The sequence below is a fragment of the Trinickia sp. genome (genome assembly GCF_051953955.1).
GTDB lineage: Bacteria > Pseudomonadota > Gammaproteobacteria > Burkholderiales > Burkholderiaceae > Trinickia.
Genome location: NZ_JBQCIF010000019.1, coordinates 36,540 through 59,612 on the forward strand (window position 1 = coordinate 36,540; position 23,073 = coordinate 59,612).

The 23,073-nt window shown below is 62.5% G+C and carries 23 protein-coding genes; 8 read left to right on the forward strand and 15 right to left on the reverse strand.

Annotated features, from left to right (window positions below; translation table 11 throughout):
• Positions 1 to 83: 83 nt before the first annotated feature.
• Positions 84 to 1,574 carry a DHA2 family efflux MFS transporter permease subunit gene (locus ACTHNZ_RS03505; protein WP_440541132.1) on the reverse strand — a complete coding sequence of 497 codons (1,491 nt, stop codon included), beginning with the start codon at positions 1,572 to 1,574 and terminating at the stop codon, positions 84 to 86.
• A gap of 186 nt (positions 1,575 to 1,760) precedes the next feature.
• Between ACTHNZ_RS03505 and ACTHNZ_RS03510 the strand changes: the two genes are divergently transcribed.
• Positions 1,761 to 2,210 carry a MarR family winged helix-turn-helix transcriptional regulator gene (locus ACTHNZ_RS03510; RefSeq protein ID WP_440541106.1) on the forward strand — a complete coding sequence of 150 codons (450 nt, stop codon included), beginning with the start codon at positions 1,761 to 1,763 and terminating at the stop codon, positions 2,208 to 2,210.
• A 78-nt stretch (positions 2,211 to 2,288) separates the two neighbouring features.
• Here ACTHNZ_RS03510 and ACTHNZ_RS03515 read toward each other — a convergent pair whose 3' ends face one another.
• Positions 2,289 to 3,491 carry an ammonium transporter gene (locus ACTHNZ_RS03515; protein ID WP_440541107.1) on the reverse strand — a complete coding sequence of 401 codons (1,203 nt, stop codon included), beginning with the start codon at positions 3,489 to 3,491 and terminating at the stop codon, positions 2,289 to 2,291.
• A 235-nt stretch (positions 3,492 to 3,726) separates the two neighbouring features.
• Positions 3,727 to 4,656, reverse strand: coding sequence for a DMT family transporter (locus ACTHNZ_RS03520; protein WP_440541108.1), 930 nt, complete (start codon positions 4,654 to 4,656; stop codon positions 3,727 to 3,729).
• Positions 4,657 to 4,755: 99 nt separating this feature from the next.
• Here ACTHNZ_RS03520 and ACTHNZ_RS03525 point away from each other — a divergent pair, with 99 nt between their 5' ends.
• Both ACTHNZ_RS03525 and ACTHNZ_RS03530 read left to right on the forward strand, forming a co-directional pair.
• Positions 4,756 to 5,661 carry a LysR family transcriptional regulator gene (locus ACTHNZ_RS03525; RefSeq protein ID WP_440541109.1) on the forward strand — a complete coding sequence of 302 codons (906 nt, stop codon included), beginning with the start codon at positions 4,756 to 4,758 and terminating at the stop codon, positions 5,659 to 5,661.
• A 326-nt stretch (positions 5,662 to 5,987) separates the two neighbouring features.
• Positions 5,988 to 6,785 carry a sulfotransferase family protein gene (locus ACTHNZ_RS03530; RefSeq protein ID WP_440541110.1) on the forward strand — a complete coding sequence of 266 codons (798 nt, stop codon included), beginning with the start codon at positions 5,988 to 5,990 and terminating at the stop codon, positions 6,783 to 6,785.
• A gap of 38 nt (positions 6,786 to 6,823) precedes the next feature.
• Here the strand turns inward: ACTHNZ_RS03530 and ACTHNZ_RS03535 are convergent, their stop codons facing one another.
• From ACTHNZ_RS03535 to ACTHNZ_RS03565, 7 genes are all read right to left on the reverse strand, one after another.
• A complete protein-coding gene (locus tag ACTHNZ_RS03535; RefSeq protein WP_440541111.1) occupies positions 6,824 to 7,648 on the reverse strand; it encodes an alpha/beta hydrolase family protein in 825 nt (274 codons plus the stop codon).
• Between the two features lie 119 nt (positions 7,649 to 7,767).
• Positions 7,768 to 8,931 (reverse strand): glycosyltransferase family 9 protein, encoded by a 1,164-nt coding sequence (locus ACTHNZ_RS03540; RefSeq protein ID WP_440541112.1) that lies wholly within the window; start codon positions 8,929 to 8,931, stop codon positions 7,768 to 7,770.
• Positions 8,931 to 11,036, reverse strand: a complete 2,106-nt coding sequence (locus ACTHNZ_RS03545; protein WP_440541113.1) for a tetratricopeptide repeat-containing sulfotransferase family protein — start codon at positions 11,034 to 11,036, stop codon at positions 8,931 to 8,933. Before ACTHNZ_RS03545 ends, ACTHNZ_RS03540 begins: the two co-directional genes overlap by 1 nt.
• A gap of 10 nt (positions 11,037 to 11,046) precedes the next feature.
• The gene (locus tag ACTHNZ_RS03550) at positions 11,047 to 13,863 is read right to left on the reverse strand and encodes an autotransporter outer membrane beta-barrel domain-containing protein (RefSeq protein ID WP_440541114.1); all 2,817 of its coding nucleotides are present in this window, start codon (positions 13,861 to 13,863) and stop codon (positions 11,047 to 11,049) included.
• 434 nt (positions 13,864 to 14,297) lie between these two features.
• Complete coding sequence (locus ACTHNZ_RS03555; protein WP_440541115.1) at positions 14,298 to 15,188, reverse strand: FkbM family methyltransferase; 891 nt, start codon at positions 15,186 to 15,188, stop codon at positions 14,298 to 14,300.
• A gap of 34 nt (positions 15,189 to 15,222) precedes the next feature.
• Positions 15,223 to 16,125: an SMP-30/gluconolactonase/LRE family protein gene (locus tag ACTHNZ_RS03560; protein WP_440541116.1), complete on the reverse strand. Its 903-nt coding sequence runs from the start codon at positions 16,123 to 16,125 to the stop codon at positions 15,223 to 15,225.
• Between the two features lie 232 nt (positions 16,126 to 16,357).
• Positions 16,358 to 16,816 (reverse strand): DUF2846 domain-containing protein, encoded by a 459-nt coding sequence (locus ACTHNZ_RS03565; protein WP_440541117.1) that lies wholly within the window; start codon positions 16,814 to 16,816, stop codon positions 16,358 to 16,360.
• Positions 16,817 to 17,115: 299 nt separating this feature from the next.
• On the opposite strand from ACTHNZ_RS03565, the gene ACTHNZ_RS03570 reads away from it, so the two are divergent.
• Positions 17,116 to 18,291 (forward strand): diguanylate cyclase domain-containing protein, encoded by a 1,176-nt coding sequence (locus tag ACTHNZ_RS03570; protein ID WP_440541133.1) that lies wholly within the window; start codon positions 17,116 to 17,118, stop codon positions 18,289 to 18,291.
• 223 nt (positions 18,292 to 18,514) lie between these two features.
• Positions 18,515 to 19,036 carry a hypothetical protein gene (locus ACTHNZ_RS03575; RefSeq protein ID WP_440541118.1) on the forward strand — a complete coding sequence of 174 codons (522 nt, stop codon included), beginning with the start codon at positions 18,515 to 18,517 and terminating at the stop codon, positions 19,034 to 19,036.
• A gap of 84 nt (positions 19,037 to 19,120) precedes the next feature.
• Here ACTHNZ_RS03575 and ACTHNZ_RS03580 read toward each other — a convergent pair whose 3' ends face one another.
• Complete coding sequence (locus ACTHNZ_RS03580; protein ID WP_440541119.1) at positions 19,121 to 19,861, reverse strand: hypothetical protein; 741 nt, start codon at positions 19,859 to 19,861, stop codon at positions 19,121 to 19,123.
• Positions 19,862 to 20,035: 174 nt separating this feature from the next.
• Here ACTHNZ_RS03580 and ACTHNZ_RS03585 point away from each other — a divergent pair, with 174 nt between their 5' ends.
• Complete coding sequence (locus ACTHNZ_RS03585) at positions 20,036 to 20,500, forward strand: YaiI/YqxD family protein (RefSeq protein ID WP_440541120.1); 465 nt, start codon at positions 20,036 to 20,038, stop codon at positions 20,498 to 20,500.
• A 156-nt stretch (positions 20,501 to 20,656) separates the two neighbouring features.
• On the opposite strand, the gene ACTHNZ_RS03590 is transcribed toward ACTHNZ_RS03585, so the two are convergent.
• Together ACTHNZ_RS03590 and ACTHNZ_RS03595 are read right to left on the reverse strand one after the other, a co-directional pair.
• Entirely contained in the window at positions 20,657 to 21,202 is a 546-nt protein-coding gene (locus ACTHNZ_RS03590) for a serine/threonine protein kinase (protein WP_440541121.1), read from the reverse strand.
• Between the two features lie 145 nt (positions 21,203 to 21,347).
• Entirely contained in the window at positions 21,348 to 21,641 is a 294-nt protein-coding gene (locus tag ACTHNZ_RS03595; RefSeq protein ID WP_440541122.1) for a hypothetical protein, read from the reverse strand.
• Here ACTHNZ_RS03595 and ACTHNZ_RS03600 point away from each other — a divergent pair.
• Positions 21,630 to 21,866 carry a transcriptional regulator gene (locus ACTHNZ_RS03600; RefSeq protein ID WP_440541134.1) on the forward strand — a complete coding sequence of 79 codons (237 nt, stop codon included), beginning with the start codon at positions 21,630 to 21,632 and terminating at the stop codon, positions 21,864 to 21,866. The two genes, ACTHNZ_RS03595 and ACTHNZ_RS03600, sit on opposite strands and share 12 nt — an antisense overlap.
• A complete protein-coding gene (locus ACTHNZ_RS03605) occupies positions 21,863 to 22,246 on the forward strand; it encodes a type II toxin-antitoxin system death-on-curing family toxin (protein ID WP_440541123.1) in 384 nt (127 codons plus the stop codon). The genes ACTHNZ_RS03600 and ACTHNZ_RS03605 overlap by 4 nt, the downstream gene beginning before the upstream one ends.
• A 226-nt stretch (positions 22,247 to 22,472) precedes the next feature.
• On the opposite strand, the gene ACTHNZ_RS03610 is transcribed toward ACTHNZ_RS03605, so the two are convergent.
• Positions 22,473 to 22,787: a CcdB family protein gene (locus tag ACTHNZ_RS03610; RefSeq protein WP_440541124.1), complete on the reverse strand. Its 315-nt coding sequence runs from the start codon at positions 22,785 to 22,787 to the stop codon at positions 22,473 to 22,475.
• Positions 22,787 to 23,032, reverse strand: a complete 246-nt coding sequence (locus ACTHNZ_RS03615) for a type II toxin-antitoxin system CcdA family antitoxin (protein WP_440541125.1) — start codon at positions 23,030 to 23,032, stop codon at positions 22,787 to 22,789. The genes ACTHNZ_RS03610 and ACTHNZ_RS03615 overlap by 1 nt, the downstream gene beginning before the upstream one ends.
• Positions 23,033 to 23,073 lie beyond the last annotated feature (41 nt).

Below are 23,073 nucleotides of genomic sequence, written 5' to 3' on the forward strand. Positions count from 1 at the left end.
TCGAAGTTAATAATACAAATGAGAACGATTATCATTACACATTGGGCCGGGGGTTTCAAGAAAAATCTGGACGAGCCGATCTGTCAATCGAGTGCGGCGTGCGACGCGGCCTCGTCCGTCGAAGCGGAGTGGGGCGAGCGAATGAGCACGAGCAGCGGGATCGCCAGCAGCGTGGCGATGAACATGAGCTTGAAGTCGTCGACATAGGCGATCATGGCCGCCTGCTGAGTGATGCCTTGATCGAGCAGGGCGATGCCGAGCTTCGAGCCCGATGCGAGCAGTGTTCGAACGGTCGAATCGAACACGGTGACGTGCGCGGCCAGATCCGCATGCGACACCTGCGTATAGCGCGTCATGAGCGTCTGCACGATCGAAATGCCGATGCTGCTGCCGATGTTTCGCATCAAGCTGTAGGTGGCCGTGCCGTCGGCGCGCAATTCCGCCGTCAACGTCGAAAACGTGAGCGTGCTGAGCGGCACGAACACGAGACCGAGCCCGAAGCCTTGGATGACGCCGGGCCATACGATGTCGGACGGCGACAGCACGATCGTGTAGTGCATCATCTGCCACAGCGCGAGCGCGGAAATGCCCATGCCGGCGAGCAGCATCAGGCGCGCATCGACGCGGCGCAGCAGCTTTCCGGCGAGCAGCATCGCGACCATCGTTCCCGCACCGCTCGGTGCCGTGACGAGACCGGCCGTGGCGACGGGATAGCCCATCAGATTCTGGAGCATGGGCGGAATCAGCGCGCGCGTGGCATAAAGCACGGCCCCCACGACGAAGATGAAGAACGTGCCGACGGCGAAATTCGGATCGCGCAGCAGCTCGCGCTTGAAGAACGATACTTTGCCGGCCGTGGCCGTATGGACGACGAAGAATGCGAAGCTGATCGCCGCGAGGAGCGCTTCCGTCACGATCTCTTTCGAGCCGAACCAGTCCAGTTGCTCGCCGCGGTCGAGCATCGCCTGCAGTGCGCCGATCGCGAGTGCGAGCGTGGCGAAGCCGAACACATCGAACGTGACGCCGTGCTTGGGTTCCTTCGCGGGCAAGAACGCCGCGACACCGGCCAAGGCAAGCATGCCGATCGGCAAATTGATGAAGAACACCCAGCGCCACGAGTAACTTTCGGTGAGCCACCCGCCGAGCGTGGGCCCGATGATGGGACCGACCATCACGCCCATGCCCCAGACCGCCATCGCCTGGCCTTGCTTCTCGCGCGGATTGACGTCGAGCAGGATGGACTGCGACAGCGGCACGAGCGCGGCGCCGAAGACGCCCTGCAGCAGGCGCGACACGACGATTTGCGCGACCGTCTCGGACAAGCCGCACAGCGCCGATGCGACGGTGAAGCCGACGATCGATAGCGTCAACAGGCGCTTCACCGTGTAGCGATCCGACAGCCAGCCCGTGAGCGGTGTCGCGATCGCCGCGGCGACGATGTACGACGTCAGCACCCAAGTGATCTCGTCTTGCGACGCCGAGAGGCTGCCTTGCATGTGCGGCAGCGCGACGTTCGCGATCGTGCTGTCGAGCGTTTGCATCAGCGTCGCGAGCATGATCGAAACGGTCAGCATCGGCCGATTCAGCGGCGGGCGCGGCTTGGCGGCGGAAAGCGGTGCATCCAACGAGCGTCTCCTGTGATCGGCGAGGAGCCTTGCGCGATCTTCAGTTAGTAAGCATGCTTATTATAAGTTAGTGCATGAGATGTGTTCGAACCGAGGCATTGAAAGCGGCGTGACTCGCTCCCCTATAATCCGCGCATGGACAAAAGCTACGAGAGCCGGCTGAACTTTCTGATTTCCGACGCGGGGCGGTTGTGCGGGCGTCTGTTCGACAAACGGGCGAAGCGGCTCGGGCTGACGCGCGCGCAAAGCCGCGTGTTGGCGTACCTGAACTGGAAGGGCGAGATGAACCAGGCGCGTCTCGCCGAACTCTTGGAAATCACGCCGATTTCATTGACGCGGCTGCTCGATCGGATGGAAAGCTGCGGCTGGGTGGAGCGCGTCGCCAGCGGCGAGGACCGCCGCGCCTTCGTGATTCGTTTGACCCGCAAGGCGCGCACGATTTTCCCGCGCGTGCTGCAAGTGGGGGACGAGGTGGCGGAGGAGGGATTGCGTGGGCTGTCGGCGCAGGAGCGCGACACGCTGATCCATCTGCTTCAGCGGGTGCGCAACAACTTCGGTGAGAGCATCGGCGAAGACGCCGACTAGCGCGCCCTCACCGATTCGGTGAGGGCGGCAAAGCGGGTGCGCGCAAGCCTCGTCCTTCGCGCACCTCGGGTAGCTCATTCAAACGACGGTTTCGCGCTCCGGCGTCGCGCTGATCTTGTGAAGCGAAAGGTCCGCGCCGTCGAACTCGCTTTCATCATCGAGCCGGATGCCCACCGTGGCCCGAAGCACGCCGTAGACGATCGCACCGCCGGCCGTTGCAACGACGATGGCGGCCAGGGTGCCGAGCACTTGCGCCGTCAACGAGACGCCGCCGACGCCCCCGAGTGCCTTCGCGCCGAAGATGCCCGCGGCAATGCCACCCCAGGCGCCGCACATGCCATGTAGCGGCCACACGCCGAGGACGTCGTCGATTCGCCAACGGTTTTGCACGCAAGTGAACATATAGACGAACAGAACGCCGGCGACGATGCCGGTCACGAGCGCGCCGATCGGATGCATGACGTCGGAGCCGGCGCAGACGGCAACGAGCCCCGCGAGCGGGCCGTTGTAGGCAAAGCCCGGATCGTTGCGTCCGGCCAGCCATGCGGCCAGCGTGCCGCCGACCATCGCCATCAACGAATTGACGGCGACGAGCCCGCTGATTTTATCGATCGTCTGTGCGCTCATGACGTTGAAGCCGAACCAGCCCACGGCGAGCACCCACGCGCCCAACGCGAGGAACGGGATGTTCGACGGCGGGTGCGCTGCGATGCGTCCGTCGCGTTGATAGCGGCCGCGGCGCGCGCCGAGCAGCAGCACGGCCGGCAGCGCCACCCAGCCGCCGAACGCATGCACGACCACCGAGCCCGCGAAATCGTGGAACGGTGCGCCGAGGGCCGCCGTCAGCCAAGTTTGGATGCCGAACCGGTCATTCCAGGCGATGCCTTCGAAGAACGGATAGAGGAAGCCGACGAGGACGAACGTGGCGCACAGCTGCGGATTGAACTTGGCGCGCTCCGCGATCCCGCCTGAGACGATGGCCGGAATCGCCGCGGCGAACGTCAGCAAAAAGAAGAAGCGAACGAGGGCGTAGCCATTGTGCTCGGCGAGCGTGGCGGCACTGCCAAAAAATTGAACCCCGTAGGCAATCGTGTAGCCAATGAAGAAGTACGCGATCGTCGACACGGCGAAGTCGACGAGAATCTTGACGAGTGCATTGACCTGGTTCTTCTTGCGAACCGTGCCAAGCTCGAGGAACGCGAAGCCTGCATGCATCGCGAGCACCATCCCGGCGCCTAGCAACAGGAAGAGTGTGTCGCTGCCCGATTTCAGGTCATTCATGGGTCACGTTGTGAGCAAAAAATAGGCGCAGTATGCAAGTCTCGTACCAAGTCGGGGAATCGGTGTTCGCATATGGGGCGGAGCCACCGTGGGACGGGCATGGGCGCACCATAACGAAGCGACGTCGTTGCCGCTTGGGGAAGAGCGCGCGCTCGTGACTGGTGCGTCGGATGCACATGATTTGAGCTGATGCACTTTTATGGCGCACGAACGGCGCACCAGTTCGAGGCGTCCCTCAGCGCAACGGACGTAGGCGGCGCAAGAGGCGCCCGTTCGGCGACCATCCGAGATTGACGCCGAGGCTGGCCAGTACGATGAGCCCGACGCCTAATCCTTGCAGGGGCGTCAAAGCCCGTCCGTACACGAGCCAGTCGACCAGAACGGCAGTCAACGGATAAATGAACTGAAGCACGGCGATCGCCGATACGGGCATCTTCGGCACGGCGCCATAGATCAGCGCATATGTGAGCCCCGTATGGATGACGCCAAGCCCCGCCAGCCACCCCCACTGGTGAAGCGCTATGTGCGTCGTCGCGCCGGATGGCGCCAGCCACGGCAGGCTGATCACGCCCACCGCGCATTGGATCATCGTCAGCAAATGCGGCCGTAGATCGCCGAGTGCCTTTGCGATCAGCGTGACGCCGGCGTAGAGGACCGATGCGATCAGCGTGAACGCGATGCCGGTCAAATAAGCCGAATCCGCGGACAGCGTATTGCGACCGATGCCGGCTGCCAGGGCCAAGCCGACGAACGCGATACCGATCCACGCCAATTTTGCGGCGCTGACGTGCTCGCGGAAGACGAGCGCGCCCAGCAACACGACCCAAAACGGCTGGACGTGGAAGACGACCGTCGACACGGCGATTCCGACGCGCTCGAGCGAGCCGAAGAAGAACACCCATTGCGAGACCATCAGGACGCCGGACAGCAACGCCAAGCCGATCAAGCGGCGGCTGAAGCGTTGGCTGCGGAAATAGCCCTTCCATGCGCAGTACGCGGCCATCGTCGCGAGGCCGAAGACGCATCGATAGAACACCGTCGTGACCGGATCGAGCCCCGCTTGTTCGACGAAGACTCCCATGGTGCCCATCAAGACGGCGGCGACCGAAAAGCCGAGCACGCCCTCGCGAGAAGAAGGGCGTTGTCCGGGGACCGAGTTCTGCATGAAGACTCCTTGGGCGGAGCCTCAGTATCGCGAGCTTGATTTGCCAACTCAAACGAATAAAACTTACGCCACTCATCAGCTGCATTGAATAATTCGATCATGTCGCCCGATTTCGATTCCGATCTGCTCAAGACCTTCATCGCCGCCGCCGAACTGGGCAGCTTCACGAAGGCCGCTCAAGTCGTCTTCCGTTCGCAGGCCGCGGTCAGCATGCAGATCAAACGGCTCGAGCGCATCGTGGGCAAACCGCTATTCGTTCGCGATACGCGCAATCTGTCGTTGACCCGCACCGGCGAAACGCTGCTCGAGTACGCCCGCCGCATGCGCTCGCTGCAGGACGAGGCTTGGGCGGCCGTGGCGCGGCCCGAAATTTCGGGGCATGTCGTGTTGGGCGGCCCGGACGACTACATCTCTTCGTTGCTGCCGCCCGTGCTGCGGCGCTTTTCCGCGATGTATCCGGCCGTGGAAGTCACGGTGATCTGCGCTCAGAGCACGGCGCTCGCACCGATGCTTGCGGATAACCTCATCGATCTCGCGTTCGTCACGCGTGATCGCAGCCTGCGCTTGAACGGGGATTTCATCCGCCGTGAGCCGATGTTGTGGGTCGGCAAGCCCGACGACCCGCGCTTGTGGCAGGCGCGTCCGCTGCCGGTCGCGCTCTATGAGCCCGGCTGTATGGCCCGAGCCAACACCGTTGCGGCGCTCGATCGGGCGGCACTGCCTTATCGTGCGACCTACAGCAGCGCGAGCATGCTGGGTGTGCTGACGGCCGTGGATGCCGGGCTGGCCGTATCGGCCTTGGCTCGTTGCAGTATTCCCGATCGGCTGAGCGTGCTCGCGGGGCGGCATGGGTTGCCGGAGATCGAACCGCTCGATATCGTCGTCGCGCGCAGCGCAAAATCCAACCGCCCGACCTGCGATTACCTGGCTGCGCAGATGCAGCAGGATTTGAGTCTGCCCATCGCCGAGCGCCGGTTGCACGCCGAAGAACTGAAAGCGGATTGACCCGCGCGGTCGATCGCCTCAGGCGCTCGACCGCCTCCCATCAAAATCCAGACGAATTGCCCATGCGGGCTGCCGCCGCGGGGGGCGGATTCTTGCTGCTCATTACATTCCTAACAATCGGCGTTCATGCGAGCCGGCGCGCCGGCCATCAACGGTTACACCGTAACGCGCGGATACAAAGCAGTCGTTTGGCGGAGCCGCCGAGCGTCTAGTGTTCAGGTTTGTCGCCCATCTGAAAGGATGTGTGCAGCCAAGCTGTCAGGAATCGTTGACCCGATTTCGGCCGTTTTCCGCCGCTCCGAGCTCGACCCTTCAAAGGTTCAACCATGGAATCCTTCCCGCTGTTCGTCGTAGGTTCGCCGAGGTCGGGAACGACCTTTCTCTGTTGCGTGCTCAATGCTCACCCGCTCATTCATTTGACGAACGAATGCCGCGTGTTTGCGCTGCTCAAAGACACGCTCGACGTGGGCAGCGCACGTCCGGACCTGCTCAGCCCGCCGCTGCGCGATCGCTTCCTCGCGTTCAGCCGCCGCACGCTGGGTGGCTGGATCGAGCGTTTCTACCGCGACGAGCTCGACATCACCACCCCGATCTGGGGCGACAAACATCCTCCCTACGCGGACCCGACGCTGCTGTCGGGCCGCATGGGCTGCGTCGAACGCCTGCCGCGTTCCGGTTCGGGTTTGCGCCTGATACGCGAACTGCTGCCGACGGCGCGGTTCATTCACATCCACCGTGATCCGGGGCGCGTGGCGAACTCGCTTGTCCGCAAGCGCTGGATCGGCGCGTTCGACGATGGCGTGCGTGTATGGGGGCAATACGTGACGGAGATTCTCGATTTCTTCGAAGAATTGCCGGCCGAGCAGCAACTGACGATCGCGTATCGCCACCTTGTCGAGGACTCGGATACGACGGCCGAGCGCATCGGCGCCTTTCTCGGCTTGGACGACGCCTCGCCCATCGGCGACTTCCTGACGTCCCAGCGCCGCGAGCCGACGCCGTTCAGCGAGCCGGTCACCGATATGGCGGACCTCTATGTCGTGCCCACCGCCCCCGTGAGCGACGAGAAACTCCTGAGGCTCGCGGGGCGAGCGGCAACGAGTTTGGGGTACGTGGCGGCGTGAGGGGAAAGAGCCGCCGGGCCTAGCGGTGTATCGATGCTTCAATCCATGGGGCGGCAAGTCGGTACGATGTTCAGCAGTGCCGGCCAGCGCTGGCTCCAGTCGCTGTCGTGAGCCAGGCCGGGAACGGTCAATGCCTGCGCGCATCGCGTGCCCGTGGCGTCGACGAAGCGCTCGGCCACCGACGGCGGGACGACATCGTCCTTGGCTCCACTGAAGTGCACCTGTGCAATGCTGGCTACCCGGTGGGCGAAATCGATCGCATCTTCCGACTCGGGCATCGGCGATACGTCATGCAGTCGATTGACGAATTCGTCGTCGAGATTGCCGGCCACCGTGCGAATCGAATCGACGTCCGTACGGCGCGCCGCAATCAGTACCGCAACGGCGCCCCCTCCCGAGTAACCCACCAACTCGACGGGCTGTCCGGGCGTGAGCGCGGCAAAGCGGCTGACGGCCGTGTTCATGGACTCGATGACGTCTGCCGCGAAACGCTTGCCGGTCCAGTAGGCAACGGTGCATCGCGCGTTCATCGCCATCGGCGTGAACTGGCAAGGGCGGGCCAAATAAACGACGTTCGGCGCGGGGTCCTTCGCAGCGAGCGCGAGCCCCATCGCTTGGTGCGGTGTCGGATCGAGCGCAGGCTCCGTGCGCGAGAGCCACGCGGCACCGTCGCCTTCGATGTAGACGCGCAGCGGCTTGCGAGGCTGCGAGATGCGCGAAAAAGCCGTCAGCACGAAGGGGCCGGCATCGACGAGTTGGCGGCGCAGGTGAGCTGGTTCGGCGAGCGCATTCGCGTGCGCGTCGGGATCGAGCGCGGCGCATGCCGACAGCGCGCCCAGCAACGAAACCGGCGCGAGCACCATAAGAAGAGTCCAAAGATGTCGCACCCTGGGTAACATCCCATCCGGCGAGACGGCTGCGCGGCGGTACGCGATGCGATGGGACTGGTCACCGTACCGGCGTGCGCGGCGGCGCGGCAATCTCATTGCACTGTCCATTGCGTGAGCTCGGCGGCCATCCGCGAAACGACGCCGCTCCAGTCCGTACGCGTGGCCTGACGAAACAACCGCATCCGCGGATACCATGGGGTATCCGTTCGCTCGAGCAGCCAGCGCCAGTCGGGGACTTTCGGCAGCATGACCCATACGGGCCGCCCCAGTGCGCCCGCGAGGTGGACGGGAGACGAATCGACCGAAATCAACAAATCGGCAATGCAAAGGATTGCCGCCGTGTCCTCGAAATCGCCGATTTCGTCGGACAGCGACAAGAGCCGCATACCGTCGGGGGGTGTATCGGCTTGCGTGGCGGCAGGGCCTTTTTGAATCGACACGAAGCTGACGTCCGCCTGCGCGAGCGGTGCGAGCTCGGCCAGGTTCAGCGAGCGGTTCGCATCGTTGGGGTGGGTGGGCCGCCCCGCCCAAACGAGTGCGACCAACGGGCGGGGCAGGGCAGCCAACCGCTGTCGCCATCGCTCGACGCGCCGCGGGTCCGGGCTCAGGTAGGGCATCGGCCCGGGCAGATCGTCCAGACGCAGCCCCAAGGCCATCGGCAAGCTCATCATCTCGCAGTGCATGTCGAACGCGGGCGGCAGGCTCCCGCGCTCGATGATCTCGTCGAAACCCGTGCCGCGCCGTACGAGCGAAAGCGATTCGGCGTTGATTTCGAGGACGACCCGGGCACCGCTCTTTTCCTTGGCCCGCGGCACCAAGCGAGTGAACTGGAACGTATCGCCGTAACCCTGCTCGTCGTGAATCAGCAACGTTTTGCCGGGCATGGCGCGGCCGTCCCAGCGTGGAAGTTGCACCTTGCGCTCGATAGGGGCCGTATGCGCGAGGCTATAGCGGTAGCGGTATTCGCGCCAGCCGCGTTCGAACTCGCCCGAGAGCAGCAAAGTCTCGGAGAGGTCGAACCGCGTCGGGAGATCGCCCGGCGCATGCTCCACCAGCATTTCCTGGATCGCGCGCGTCTCGGCGATGCGTCCTTGCGCACGAAGCGCCGCCGCGAGCAGCTTCCAGAGTGCGAGCGGTCCTCTGCCCGAGGCCAGATAGGGCCGCACGATCGCCTCGGCCTCCTCGTAGCGTCCCGACGCGAGCAGCGGACGAATCCGCAGTTCGACGGCGCGGATATCGCTGTCGGGATCGGACATCACGTCGCCTCGACGCCCAGCACCTCGAGCAAGGGACCGAGATAGCGCGCATGGGCTCGCCAGCGGCCCTTCGAAGTCGGGTAGATCGGCCGGCGCACTTGGTTGACGCTGGCCGTGCGGACCACTCGACGGTTGCGGTGAAAGTCCAGGCAGGCATCGTCCCACGGCAGCCCGAGCCAGTCGATCAACCGCCGCGCTTCGCCTTCGAGATCGTCGACCACCGCCTCGTATTCCGTTTCGATGAGCACCTCGCGAGGCAGCAGTTCATGCCAATGCGCCATCAAGCGTTCGTAACGGCGGTAGAACGCGCCCAGCTCGGCGAGGTCATAGGCAAACGGCTGGTGTCCGGCGAACAGCTTCGTGTAGCAGGACAAGCACGTATCGACCGGGTCGCGTCGAACATGGATGATGCGGGCGCCCGGCAGGATCAGCGGGATCATGCCGGCATACAAGAAATTGCCCGGCATTTTGTCGACGACATACGGTCGTCCTCCGGCAAGCGGAGCCACGCGGGCCAAATAGGCCTGCGCGCACTGGCGCAATCGCTGCTCGGCGCCGGGCTCTCGGTCGAGCGCAACGACGCAGTCGGGGAATGGGCCGAGTTCGTCGATCGACAAGCGCAGCGCGGACAGCTCGCCCGCGCCCGTCACCCGCGGGTGCGACGAGAGGATTTGTTCAATGAGCGTGGTGCCCGAGCGCGGCATGCCGATGATGAAGACGGGCAACGTCGACGGTTGGCCGAGCCCCGCGAGCCTGCCGTACCGTTCCGGCGTGAAAACCGCCCCGATGTCTTCCATCCAGCGGCCGATTTGGTCGCCGTCATAGTCGAACGAAGCACGTTTGCCGCGGTTGCCGGTTTCTAGATGACGAAACGCCCGTTCCGGATCGTCGATGTCGAAGTAGGCTTTGCCGAGTGCGAAGTGCGCCGCGATGCGATCGACGAGCGGGCGTCGTTCGCCGTGAGCGAGATACGCCTCCAGCTTTCCGATGTCGGGATCGTCGGCAGTAAAGGTGCGTAGCTCGGCGCGTGCCGCGAGCGCCTGCGCGGATTCCGGGAACTGCGCGAGCGCCTGCTCGAATGCCGCCAGCGCTTCGTCGCGGCGCCCCGCCTCGATCAGCAAGGTGGCGCGTCCCACTAGCGCCGCCTCCGCTACCGTGCCGGGCAATGTCGCCGCCTGCTCGTAGGCGGCGAGCGCTTCATCGGTCAGGCCGAGATCTTGCAACGCCAGCGCAAGCGTGTACTGCGCCTCGGCGTTGCGCGGCGCAAGCGCCACGGCATGCCGCGCGATGACGAGCGCCTCGTCGATATGGGCGATCTGTCTGAGCGCCTTCGCGCGCGCAGTGAGCGCAGCCGGATGCTCGGGAGCGAAAGCGCCGAGCATATCCAATGCGCGCAGTGCCGCATCGTGGCGTTGGCGGGACATCTCGACATCGGCCAGGTTCAAATACGCGTCGACGAGGCGAGGATTCAGATCGATGGCTTCCCGCGCATGCCGGGCGGCTTCGTCGTAGCGGCCTTGTGTCGAGAGCAGGTAGGCGAGATTGCTGTGCGCTTCCGCATAGGATGGATTGAGCGCGAGCGCCTCACGATAGCAAGCCTCGGCGCGGTCCATCTGCCCGAGTCGCCGCCACGTATTGCCGAGGTTGTTCCGAGCGTCGGGCCACTCGGGATTGAGCGCGATGACCTTCTCCAAGCACGCGCGGCTATGCTCGAGCTTGCCGGCTTCCTGCAGCACGATGCCCAAGTTGTTCCATCCGGACACGAGCATCGGGTCCATTGCGACGGCGCGCTGCGCGGCTTCCTCGCCTTCCGGCAGCATGCCCTTCTGGCGATACATTTCCGCGAGATTGCTGGAATAGACGGCCGGTGCGCGCGGGGCGAGGCAAGCCTGCCTCAGGTGCGAGATCGCCAGATCCAAGTTGCCGTAGGCATGGGCCATCAGCCCAAGCAAATGAAGGGCATCGGGCTGGCCCGGCCAGGCGGCGAGCACGCGCTGCGCCAGCATTTCGGCCTGCTGCGCTTGGCCTGCGTTCCAATGCGCGTAGGCACGCGCAAGCGCTTCTTGGATGCTGATGTTGTCTTGAGGGGCGGCTGTGCTGACCATGCCCGACATATTAGAACAACTGCCGCAGACGCAGGCTGCCGGCTTGCGAGACGAAGCCCGGCCCGAGCTGGACGTTATAGCGCGCGGTCAAGCTCAGATTGCTTGCCTTCAGCAGCGTGATGCCTGCGGTCAGCAGGGCCGAGTTCGTCATGGGGCTCGTGCCGAGCACCGTGAAGCTGGTCTGGCCGCTCGGATCGGCAGCGAACGAGGCCGTGGTGAGCGCGCGCGTGTTGTCGTACTCGTGTCGCCACGCAACGGTCAACTCGGGCACGAGCACACCATAGGACGTCGGCACCTCGCGGTCGATCTTTGCGCCGAGATCGGTGGTGACCGAGGTGAGATGCGTGGCGCCGACCGACAGCCCAGCGCCGTTGCCCCCCGATTCGGTGTAGGCGTTTTGATGCAGGTAGCTGTACGTGAGGCTCGCGAGCGGCGTGACCGTGGCGACGCCGAGCGCGAGCGGATAACCGATCTCTCCTCGCGCGACGTACTGCTGACCGCTGAAGCTACCGTTGGCTTGCCCCGAAAACCCGGGAAAGTTGATCAGGCGATTCGTGTCGTAGCGCTGAACGATGGCGCCCGCGGACAGATTGGCGTACCACCTGTTCGCTACGTAGCTGCCATAGCCGATCAGGCCGTAAGCGTTGATCCGAGTGTTGTCGCCGGCGGTGTCGCCCGTATTGTTGACCGCCGTGTTGCTGTAGCTGAATGCGCCGCCGACCCGCCACGCCTGCGAGACCGCGCGATCGACACCGAACAGCAGGCCGCCATAGTTGGCGCTGTATCCGTCCACTTGATTCCGCTCGTTCTGGCTTGCATGCCCGCCGAACGCTTGGCCCCAGACGCCCCAGCTCGGCGAGCCCTCGCCGGTCGAGATGCCGCTGCCGTACCGTTGCGCGAGGCGCAGCCCGTTGGCGTGGCTCGAGATGATGTTCAGCACGTCTAGGGTTGGAGCAGCCGCCGCGCGGCTCGAGGAGGTCTGCGACGTCGGACTGAGCTGCTTGCCGGCGGCGTTGAGCGCTTGGCTCGAGCCGCCCGCTTCGAAGGCGAGCGAGGCGTTGTACAGGTTGAGCAGCGCCGGGTCGACGCCCGTGTAGTTTCTCAGCCCGGTCAGCGCCGATACGGCATTGGGGGCGGTAGCGACGACCGGTGCGGGTGTCGGTGTCGATGTCCCGGTTCCCGTTGCATTGGCGAGCGTCAGGACCAGATCGCTGTTCGAGCCATTGGCCACGGCTGCGCCGGTGACGACGAGCCCGGTGACGCCGGCGATCGAATAGCGCAGCGTGCCAGCGTTGTAGTTCGTCCCGGTCCCAGCCGCGTCGACGACGACGAAGCGCTGGCCCGCCGCGAATCCATAGGCATTGAGCTTTTGCAGCGTCACGGCGGAACCGCTCGCGATATTGGCGGTGCCCGAGACGACGAGCCGGCCATAGCCGCTATCGCCGGCGATCGATCCGCCTGCGACGGCGCTGTCCGCGACCCCGACCAATAGCGTGGCGGCTGCACCCTGCGTGTAGTTGCCGGTGATCGCGATGGGATTGTTGACCTGAACGGTGGCGCCCGAGTTATTGACGGCGTGGCTGCCCACGTTGATTTGGTCGTTCAGCAGCACGTTGCCGGAGCCAAACGCCACATTGGACGAGGTATTCGTGATGGTGCCCACGTTCGCAGCGGCGATCCCGCCGCCGAGGCCCGTCAGCGTGCCGAATACCGCGCCGCTGCCGCCGCTGATGCTCAGAGCGGTAGATCCGGTGTTATGGATGGCACCTGCGATCAAGCCGCTGTTGCTGATCTGACTGATCGTGCTGGTGCTGTCGATATTGATGGCGTTGAGCAGGCCGGTAATCGTGCCGCTGTTGATCAGCGAGCCTATCGTTGCGCCGGCCAGCGCGAAGACGCCGGTATAGGGGCCGCTCGGGAAGCCGGTCACCGTCTGCGTGGTCGCGCCGCTGATGAGGCCCGAGTTGTTGATCGTGCCGATGGTAGCGGACTGTGCGACGACGCCGGAAAACGTGCTGGTGATCGATCCGGTATTCGTGAGCGTGCCCAGGTTGGCGCCGCTACGGATAAGAACGCCGATTTCGTTGGTGATCGTGCCGCTATTGTTCAGCGTGCCGATCACGCCTGAGTTTTCGCCGAGCACGCCATAGCCGACGATCGTTCCGGTGTACGTGGACCCTTTGATGGTGCCGCTGTTCAGGATCGTACCGATGCTGCCGCCGGAGTTGTCGATGCCGAATATGCTGCCGCTGACCGTGCCGCTACCGGCGAGCAGGCCCATGTTGTTGATGGTGCCGATGGTCCCGGAACTCGTGTTGTAGATGCCTCTCCCGGCGCCGGTGATCGTGCCGGTTGCCGTGTTGGTCAACGTCGCGATGGTGCCGCTGTTGTTGATGCCGGCCGCGATGGTGCCCGCAATACCGGACGTGCTGATGAGCCCGCTGTTGTTGAATGTGTTGATCGAGCCGGTGTTCCTGATGCCCGAACTGCCGCCGACGAAGTTACCGACATTGTTGTTGGTCAGTACGCTGATGGTCCCGGCATTGACCATCCCATACGTGATGCCCGCGATGGTGCCGCTGTTGGTGAGCGTGCCTAGCGAGGAGCCGGTCGACAGAAACGCGGTCGCGGTGTTGAAGTTGGAGAGGACGATATTGGGGTTGATCGTGCAGTTGCCCGACGACCAGCCGACTTCGGTGGTGTTCGAGCTGATCGTTCCGTTGATCCCGCAGTCGGCTTTTGCAACCAGCGGCGCGATGCTGGCGAGCGCACCGGCAAGGGCCGCCGCGATTGCGCGTTGTCTCGAAGGCACGTTGACGCGGTTCATGAGCACTCTGATCGTTGGAGAAGCGGCTATGTGAAAATTCTATCGACCCCCGAATACTATTCAGAGGAATCGCGAAATTCAACTGCGGAATTCTCCCGATTACGTCTGTTGGCCGAGGCGCTTTTTTCGCAAAAAGGCCAAAACGCTTCGACCGATCGAGGCATAAAAAATCGACGCGAGACTTGAAAATGCGTGCCGAGGGTTGTCCAGCGGGCCTCCTCCGCGTCGGCACGCTTGCCGCCTCAGAGGCGGATGGGCGATAGGCCATCGAAATCGATGCTTATCGGGTGGAAATGTCGCACTGTATTCCGTCAGGCAGTTGTAACGTGTTGCCGGGGAAAAACACCGATTGACGCGATGATTATGTGGTGTGATTAAATTGAATTCCGACCCCGATATGCACCACGATGCGGTGCGCGGGTCGCCTGCGTGAATCACGGCTTATCGCTTGCCAACGGATGCAACGGATGAGCCGCCGCATCGACGATTTTCTCGAAGCCGCGCAGCACGAGGCCCGACTCGCGCGGAACGCCCAGCATATTGAAGGAGCAAATTTGCGGGTAGCGGTTTTGCGCATTGCCCCGGAAATTATCTGGATTGAATAGTGGACTGACGTGCCAATATAGCCAGTAGCCGCGCTCCCACAAGAACTCGATGAGCGCGCGCGAGTGGGCGACCCGATCGTTTTCGACGTACAGCAACGGGCGGTCATGCGCGAGAATCCGCTCGCTACCTTGCAGGACTTGTAACTCGAACCCTTCGACGTCTACCTTCAAGAGGCGGACGGTCCGCCCGCGTGTCATATCGTCGAGGCGTACGCACGGCACCTCGATGCCGTTGGTCAACGGTTGCGCGCGGGCCGACACCGCGCCGAAGTTGCCCGCGCGGCGGTAATCCGGGGCAGGAAGCCAGACCGTTCCCGGTTGCGCCGCGCAGGCAAAAGGCCACGCGGCCGCATTGTCCGTGGCGTTCAGCGCGAGATTGGCGCAGAGGTTCTGGAAGACGAATGGCTGCGGCTCGAATGCCATGATGTCCGCTCCGGCGGCTTTGGCCGCCTTCGCGAGGGGCACCGTCTGGCTGCCGATATTGGCGCCGACTTCCACGACGGTGCCCGTCCCGTCGATGCATTGCATAAGCAACTGCGTTTCCAACTCGGCATATTCGCCGTATTGGATCAACGCTTGGCCGACATATTCGTCGAAGCGGTTGGCAAGCATCGTGCCGTGTCGCGTATCGACGAGAATGTAAGGATCCGCGGCGTTTGGCATCGATTTGACCGGGCGGTAGAAGTACGCATGATAGTCGACACGAACGTGATCGCGCACGATGCCGCTCGACTATCCGAGTGGGCGCCTCACACTACGCGCCGCGCACGCCGACATAGATCGAGTACACGGACGTGCTGGCCGCGATGAAAAGACGATTGCGCAGCGGCCCGCCGAACACGAGGTTCGCCACGGTCTCGGGCACGAGCAGTTTGCCGAGCAGCGTGCCGTCGGGTGCGTAGCAATGAATGCCGTCACCGGCGCTGGTCCAGACGTTCCCGTGCTCGTCCGCGCGCATGCCGTCCGGCACGCCCGGCGCAACGTCAGCGAACACGCGCCCGTTGTGCAAGCGGCCGCGCGCGTCGACGTCGAACACTCTGATATGGTGCGGGCCGTTTTCGATATGCGATGCGCCGGAGTCGGCTACGTAGAGCCGCGTTTCGTCCGGCGAAAATGCGAGGCCGTTCGGCTTCGCGAAGTCGTCGGCCACGCGCTCCACCTCGCCGGTTTCGGACGCGACGCGGTACACGTGGCATGCGCCGATCTCGCTCGGCGCGCGGAAGCCTTCGTAGTCGCTGAGGATGCCGTAGTCCGGATCCGTGAACCAGACGGAACCGTCCGAGTGCACGACCACGTCGTTCGGCGAATTGAATCTGCGGCCGCCGTGACGATCCGCGATGACGGTGATGCGGCCGTCATGCTCGGTGCGCGTGACGCGCCGCGTGCCGTGCTCGCAACTCACGAGCCGGCACTGCCGGTCCAGCGTGTTGCCGTTGCTGAAGTTCGCATTCGTGCGAAACACGCCCGTGCCGATGCCGGGCACCCAGCGCATCATGCGGTTATTGGGAATGTCGCTCCACACGAGAAATTCAGCGGCCGGCAACCATACCGGCCCCTCCGCCCACATGCAGCCGCCCGCGAGCTTTTCGAACGGCGCGTTCGGTTGGAGCAGCGCACGAAAACGCGCATCGTGAATTTCGTATTCGTTGGGATTCATTGTCTTTTCCGGAAGTGTTTCACGTCGGGACCGTCCGGGGCGACGGCTAGCCTCGGCTGACCCATATACTAGTCTCATGAAACCGACCGTAACGCTCGCCCATCTCGAAGATGCGCATGTCGCATTGTTCGAAGGGAAGGGGCGCTGTGAGCGGGGGATTGTTTGCGGCGAAGCGCCGGCCGATTTGCTCGATGATGAAGCGAAACGGCCAGCGGTAGCGAAATGCTATTCGTTATTTCGAAGCGGTGCTCATCGGAGCGCCCGTATATTTGAGTTGCTCGATCTCCTGCGGTCCTGTCTCAGGATCATCGAGCGTTGGCGTGATGTGGCCGACGAACAAACCCATGCTTACGGTGGTCCGCACGTATTTCGTGTCACCCGCGTGCAGCATGAATTTGATGTCCCGCTTCACCTCGGTCGAAGTCGAGACCGTGTACTCGCCCGGCTCTTCATCGACGAAGAAGAAGCCGCCGGGGATCGAGCGTCCGACGACCTTATCGTTGAGCTTGATTTCAGGCTGGATTGCCGAGCCGCCAAAATTACCCGGACGGAAGAAATAGATGCGGCCATGATCGGGGGCGAGGGTCGGGATGGCTGACGCCACGTCCTTATACTGCGGGCCCGACGCGCAGCCTGCCGCGAGCAATGCCGCTCCGGTTGAAATCAGTAGCGTTCGATAAAACTTATTCATTCATTGGTCTCCATCAACCAGAAATGTGCCCGGCGGTGCGGCCCCTATCTTCCGTCTGTCCCGGGCACTCTTGGTTTACGGCGTTGCGATGTGGATTCTTTAGTGGTCCGCGCCATGGGCTGGCGCTGAGGAACGGCGTTGACGGATGGCGATACCAGATGACGGTATCCTTGCGGAGGATTTCGACTTTCCTGTGAGTCATTTCATTGTATTTTTCAAGAATTGGCCTGCATTTGCCGTTATCTCACGTTCGCCCCTAACTTTTCCCTCTGTGCCGGGGATACGCCCTGATGTCAACGATGAAAGTCGATTTAGCCACCCTCTATCTCCTGGTGATCGGGACGTTATTAGCCAGTTCCGCCATGACGTATTGGGAACACCTCTCGCATCCTAAGCGGGGAAAGGAATTGCGAACGCTGGCGGCTGGGTATGCCACGCTCGGAATCGGTTGTGCATTGGCTGCGTTTCGCCGTGAACTGCTGGGCGCCACAGGTCCCGCTGTGAGCAACCTGGTGATCTTGGGCGGTTACCTACTCGTTCTGCACGCCGTGGCCATGTTCAACGGGCGTCGGCATCTTGCGAGCTCGATCGGTCTATTGCTGTTGATGGGGCTTGCATGGGGCGCGGCTGGCGTGCGTTGGCAAGTTGCCGTATGGCTCTATGTCAGTGCCATTCCCATCGCATTGACCTCCGCGATGACGGCCCTCGAGTTGATGCGAACCGGTGGAATGCCCGCTGTCCAGGCTCGGCGCGTCGCGGTGGGGGTGACCGGCATCCATGCGCTGTTTTACGCCTCCAGAGGTTTCGTCTTGCCGTGGTTGGTCCCGACGTTCGGGGTGCATATCGTGTCGATTTCGAGCAGCATCACGATGTACGAAGGCGTTCTTTACTCGGTGATTTTGCCGATGACGCTGCTGCGGCTAACCCGGGAAGAAGTTCATGGCGAACTGTTGAAGGAGTCCCGCACCGATTACCTGACTCGCTTGGGCAATAGAAAATTGTTTTTCGAGGAGGGAGAACGGGTGATCGAAGAGTCCGCGTTGCATCGACGCCATGTCACGCTGCTTGCGTTCGATCTCGACCACTTCAAAAGAATCAACGATCGCTATGGGCACAAGACGGGAGACGAGGTTTTAAAGTCATTTGCTGAAACGGCTCGATTCGTCTCGGGTCCCGACGCGATTCTTGCGCGAATCGGCGGCGAAGAATTTGCCGCATTGCTGCCAGGCTACGATCGCCACCGCGCCAAAGAACTAGGCGAGACCATTGCCAGCCGATTTGCCGCGCTGTCGCACAGCGCTGAAGGTGATCAGATTCGCGCCACCGTCAGCATCGGACTAGCTGAGTCCGATCCCGAAACGGCTTCGCTGACCGACCTCCTTTCAACTGCGGATCGGGCGTTATATCGGGCGAAGTCGCTCGGCGGCAATCGGCTGGAACAAACGCCGACAGGTTCGCTGCCGGCCCCTGCCTAGTTCCCAGCGCGAGGGCCATTGGCTAGGGGAAGTGGCGTGGTTCTCGCCGGCGGTGTAGCCATCCCAATAATGGTCCCGTTCGAAGTTCGACGATCGATCTCTACCTGGCCTGCGTGGAGCGTAGCGGGTTGCGAGGCGATTTCAAGATAACTACAGTCACAGCCGAGATTCGCCGCATCTGCGGCGAAGCCGTAGGGCGATGAGTGACTGCAGGAGAGAACGTTTGAAACCGTCTGAATTTCACATTGGCCTCGAGTTCATGTGCGGCCCTTACTGGTGGCGCTGCACGGACGTGGGCATGCGCACGATCGTCGCGATCCGGCTGATCGAGGAAGACCCGGTTTGGTACGAAGGCCCGCCTTACATGGTCGAAGAGGTCGTGCTCGACGAGAGCGAATTGGACGACGCGCATCTGACCGAAGAGGCACACGTGTTGGCGTCGATCGAAGCCTATCGTTCTTCGGGGCACCCGGGCTTCCCCCATGAGGTGGTGAGCCGCATGATGGACGAACGTCAGGGGGTGGACCACTACCCGAGAAAGCGCCTGCTCGATTTCGACCGAGTGCGAGAGGATGGCGAGATTCTGCACCCCTATGCCGGACGCAAAGATGGCAGCGGGTGGGTCATCCGGCTCTATCTGCCTTTTACGAAGCAATGGGCCGAGTTGGAAGAGGCGGAATTCATCGCACTTCCGCTCTCCACGCCCGAGGCGGTTCGCCGGCGTGCGGATTCCTGCCGAGGGTGAAGCAAACGCCGGTTATCGGCTTTCGGTGCCTGGGTAGAGCCGGCAATGGACGGTGCGAGAGGCGGTTGAGCCGCCGAACGTCATTCAGAGGCGGGACTCAACGGTATCGGGCACATCGTGAGCGTAGTAGCGCACGTTTGCATAGTGCTCTCTGGCGAACGAACCCTTCGCCGACCAGTTGATGTGGTTGTGATAGCTTGCTTCGGCCACTTGCGGGCCATGCGCCGCCAAGCGCTCGACCGTTGCGGTCTCGGACGGGCGCACGATCACGATGTGGCCGCTTTGTTTGGGATCGGGGTTGACGTACACGCCAACGACGAACCAGCCCTGATTGGCGAGAGATTGGACCTGCTCGAGGGACGCTACCCGATGCCAGCCAGCGCGGCGACCGGCGGAACTGTCGAGCCATTCGCCTTGTGCATTCGCCAGCAGGTTCAACCCGTGTTGCGGCGGCCGCATCAAGTACACACCGATGCGCAACGACATGCCCGCAACATAGGCGCTACAGTGTGTTTCGCTATCTCGGCCGTGCCATGCTTCAGGCATGTCGGGTATGCCGGTTCGCCAGTCGATGTGGCGCTTGTACAACCAGAGATGCTCCACGTCGGAGTCATCGATCAACTGCAACAGGCGGCGACCGGCAGCGGTAACCGGACCGCAGCACGGCCCGGATTGCGACACGGTTACCGACGGCAACGGGGCTTGCGGCGTGTCCGATGCGCATGCGCCGAGCCCCATGGCAAGGACGAACAGGCTAGCCGGGCCAAACTTGGTGATATTCATTTCTTGTTTATTTGCTTGTGTGAAACGAGTTGACCACGACAAACATTCCCAGCCCACGCTCGGTTACCGGTTCGCCGAAAAAGCGCTTCAATGCCTCGGGAAAGGAAATGCACATGCTAGCGGTTTGCCGAAATTTGGCAAGCCGCTGGAGACCGGCGAGCGCTTCGAATGGACACGGTAAGATGACGGCCACCTCCTTACAGTGGACGCGCCGCGATGCAAGTTTTGGTAGATGCAGATGCTTGTCCCGTCGTCGTCAAGGACATTCTTTTTCGGGCTGCGCGGCGTACCAAGGTGTGCGTGACGCTGGTGGCGAATCAATATCTACGCACGCCGCCTTCCCCCTTTATCAAAGCGCTGCAGGTGCCAGCGGGGTTCGATGCCGCGGACAACCGAATCGTCGAACTGGCCGAGTCCGGCGATCTCATCGTTACCGCCGATGTACCGCTTGCAGCGGCGGCGTTGGATAGGGGAGCCTATGTCCTCGATCCGCGGGGAAATTGGTTTACGCGCGAGAACATCCAAGAGTATCTGACTATGCGAGACGTGATGGATCAGCTCCGCAGCTCAGGTGTCGCAACCGGCGGCCCGACGGCCTATGCCCCATCCGATGGCAAGGCATTCGCTGCGCAGCTGGATCGATTCCTCGCGCGGCGGGGGCCGGCGCCTGCGGGCGTTTGACGGCGCGTCCGCAGCAAGCGCGTCGAGACCTTCGGTCAATTCCGCAAACAGATTTCGCTGCTTCATTGCTCGCTTCACGTCGTGACCTCTCTTTCCAGCAGCGTTGCGCAATGTACTGCCTGCCGCAGGTCCGCTCGTATGTCTGCGAAGAGATTTTTAGATATGTTCATAAACGACCTTCGTGCGATGTCCAAGAACGTTGCCGAGTTCGGCCGCGAGACGTGCGTCGATCATCCAATTGTTGAAGCCGAAGCCAAGATTCCCGAATGCCCAATCGAATTCGAGGAATGTCCAGTCGACGATCGGCGCCGAGCGAGCGCATGTGGGACACGCTAGCGTGTAGTCGGCCTCGCCCGAGTGCCATCGCTCGACTGCGTCGCTCCACGGCACCGCGTCTAACTCGTGATTGGCTTTGCACTGCGGACAGCGTATCTGCTCGCTGTTCGCGCCTGAGTGAAACACGGTGCGCTCTACCGTGACTTCTACGCCGCAAAGCTGCGAGTCGTCGGGGATGTACGCCGACCAGGCTGCTGCTTTGGGCCCCGGGCGAAAGAGATCGGCGCCGCTCAGGGCGCATTCGCCATCGGGAATCGATTCCGCAATGCCCTGTTGGGCCAGCCATCGGAGGCCTTTTTGTGCCAAGGCCGGTGCATCTTCAAGCGTTGCTTCGAGATCGACTACCCAACAGATGTTATCGCTCACGGTGACGGGCTCCTCGGTATGACGTGGTTTGCAGTGGTGGGCTTGCGAACCCGATCATATCCGTCCCGAAAATGGTAGCGCTCGGCGAGGGATGGTCGATGGCCATTCGGCACATGGAAGGCGGTAGATGATGACGAAACGATCCTTACTTCTGTTTGCACGATGCTGCCGGCATGAGCGACTGCCGAGCGTCCTTGAGCAACAGAAGCAGTTGCTTTTCTTGCGCCGGCGAAGCTTCAAATCCGAAACGCAGATAGAAGCGCTCGGCATTCTCGTCGATCGAGTGTGTCAGCAGAGCACGAACCCCAGCTTGTTCCGAAATGGCGACGGTACGTCGGATCGCGTCTTGTAGCATGCCAATTCCGATGCCTCGCCCCTGGTCCCGCATTACGACCGCCAGCCGTGCCAGGATGACAACAGGAATTGGATAGGCTCCCATTCCTTTACGTACTCGGTCGCGGTTGGGGCTTCGGCCGGCTTCATTCTTACCAAGGAGGCGATGGCACGGCTCAAGGTGCAGAAGGGCGATACGGTGTATCTGACCGAGGCGCCGGAAGGCGGCTACCGGATTACGCCGTACAACCCGGACTTTGAACGCCAGATGAAGCTAGCGGAAGAGATCATGCACGATGACCGCGATATTCTGCGGGCGCTGGCCAAATGACAGCGTGGCGCTGGGTGCGCGCGGATCTGACTTATGCCGTCCATGATCGCCAACTTGCCGAACATGGGGGGCTCGATGGCGTGCGAGACAAAGGGGCAGTGGAGTCAGCACTGGCACGGCCGCAGAATCTCGACGTTTATGCGCGGGCGGACGCAGCGGCACTCGCCGCCGCATATGCCTATGGGGCAGCGCGGAATCATGGCTTTGCGGACGGCAACAAGAGAACTGCGTGGGTAGCTGCGCGCATCTTCCTGGCAGACAACGGCTATCGATTGAAGTTTGATCCGGCCGACGCCGTTAGGACCATGGAAATGGTCGCTGCTGGCGCGCTCGACGAAGTGGCGCTGGCGGAATGGTTCCGGCAACGAATCGCAGAGTAAGTAGATGCGATTTAACTCGAAACTCCCGCTGGTTTAACGAGTTAGGGGCGTCCCACGGGCGCCGACCACAGAATCCTTTCGGTGTACCGTGCGATTGTGTTGAGTCTTGCTGGAGAGGCTTGTCCCGCAAGGCGGGCGATTCAGCGGTGCTTGCGTATACCGTCAGAAATACCGTCGTGGCGGGATGTCTTCAGCGAGACGTAGATAGACGCGAATGCTGACGAGCTCACCATCCGCCAAACAATCGGTCTAGCGCCGATATGATTTCATCCTGCCGATGTACGAGCGAGCTAACCGGCTTGGTCAACGCACTGCGCGGAATTGCGGCAAGCGTCGGAGTATCGAGCATGCACTCAATACGCTCGATAACGAATACGGGGATTAGATCGGGCGGAAGCGGTACCGGGGCGATCCGGTCCAATCGGCGGAGCGGGATGACCACGCGGGTTGCCAGCCCGGACAGATGATTTCCTTGGACGTCGACCACATAAGGCGTACCGGGGTGTCCACTGGGGTTGGGGAATACGTCGAAACGGGCCATCAGAACGTCCGGTAATGACCAAGCGGCAGGCCGTCGCGCTCGACCATGTCGTTGTAAGCCCGGATAAAGTCTGCATATTTGATCGCCCACTGGCGATCCTTCTCCGCTTGTACGGCCTGCCGGATCGCCCGCTCACACGTCTGCGAAAAGTTGATCCCGAGTTCCTTCGCGTCCTTGTAGACGTCCTCCGGCAGGCTGATGTTGGTAGCCCGGCGTGGAATGGTGTCAGTTGTCGTGTGCCGCATGCTCGCCCCTTCAATGTGGGAATTTATGCGCATTATAATCC

Coding starts and splice junctions, on each gene's coding strand:
- ACTHNZ_RS03505 (WP_440541132.1), bottom strand. CDS start 1,574: ATGCTGACCGTTTCGATCATGCTCGCGACGCTGATGCAAACGCTCGAC.
- ACTHNZ_RS03510 (WP_440541106.1), top strand. CDS start 1,761: ATGGACAAAAGCTACGAGAGCCGGCTGAACTTTCTGATTTCCGACGCG.
- ACTHNZ_RS03515 (WP_440541107.1), bottom strand. CDS start 3,491: ATGAATGACCTGAAATCGGGCAGCGACACACTCTTCCTGTTGCTAGGC.
- ACTHNZ_RS03520 (WP_440541108.1), bottom strand. CDS start 4,656: ATGCAGAACTCGGTCCCCGGACAACGCCCTTCTTCTCGCGAGGGCGTG.
- ACTHNZ_RS03525 (WP_440541109.1), top strand. CDS start 4,756: ATGTCGCCCGATTTCGATTCCGATCTGCTCAAGACCTTCATCGCCGCC.
- ACTHNZ_RS03530 (WP_440541110.1), top strand. CDS start 5,988: ATGGAATCCTTCCCGCTGTTCGTCGTAGGTTCGCCGAGGTCGGGAACG.
- ACTHNZ_RS03535 (WP_440541111.1), bottom strand. CDS start 7,648: ATGGTGCTCGCGCCGGTTTCGTTGCTGGGCGCGCTGTCGGCATGCGCC.
- ACTHNZ_RS03540 (WP_440541112.1), bottom strand. CDS start 8,931: ATGTCCGATCCCGACAGCGATATCCGCGCCGTCGAACTGCGGATTCGT.
- ACTHNZ_RS03545 (WP_440541113.1), bottom strand. CDS start 11,036: ATGGTCAGCACAGCCGCCCCTCAAGACAACATCAGCATCCAAGAAGCG.
- ACTHNZ_RS03550 (WP_440541114.1), bottom strand. CDS start 13,863: ATGAACCGCGTCAACGTGCCTTCGAGACAACGCGCAATCGCGGCGGCC.
- ACTHNZ_RS03560 (WP_440541116.1), bottom strand. CDS start 16,125: ATGAATCCCAACGAATACGAAATTCACGATGCGCGTTTTCGTGCGCTG.
- ACTHNZ_RS03565 (WP_440541117.1), bottom strand. CDS start 16,816: ATGAATAAGTTTTATCGAACGCTACTGATTTCAACCGGAGCGGCATTG.
- ACTHNZ_RS03570 (WP_440541133.1), top strand. CDS start 17,116: ATGAAAGTCGATTTAGCCACCCTCTATCTCCTGGTGATCGGGACGTTA.
- ACTHNZ_RS03585 (WP_440541120.1), top strand. CDS start 20,036: ATGCAAGTTTTGGTAGATGCAGATGCTTGTCCCGTCGTCGTCAAGGAC.
- ACTHNZ_RS03595 (WP_440541122.1), bottom strand. CDS start 21,641: ATGGGAGCCTATCCAATTCCTGTTGTCATCCTGGCACGGCTGGCGGTC.
- ACTHNZ_RS03605 (WP_440541123.1), top strand. CDS start 21,863: ATGACAGCGTGGCGCTGGGTGCGCGCGGATCTGACTTATGCCGTCCAT.
- ACTHNZ_RS03610 (WP_440541124.1), bottom strand. CDS start 22,787: ATGGCCCGTTTCGACGTATTCCCCAACCCCAGTGGACACCCCGGTACG.
- ACTHNZ_RS03615 (WP_440541125.1), bottom strand. CDS start 23,032: ATGCGGCACACGACAACTGACACCATTCCACGCCGGGCTACCAACATC.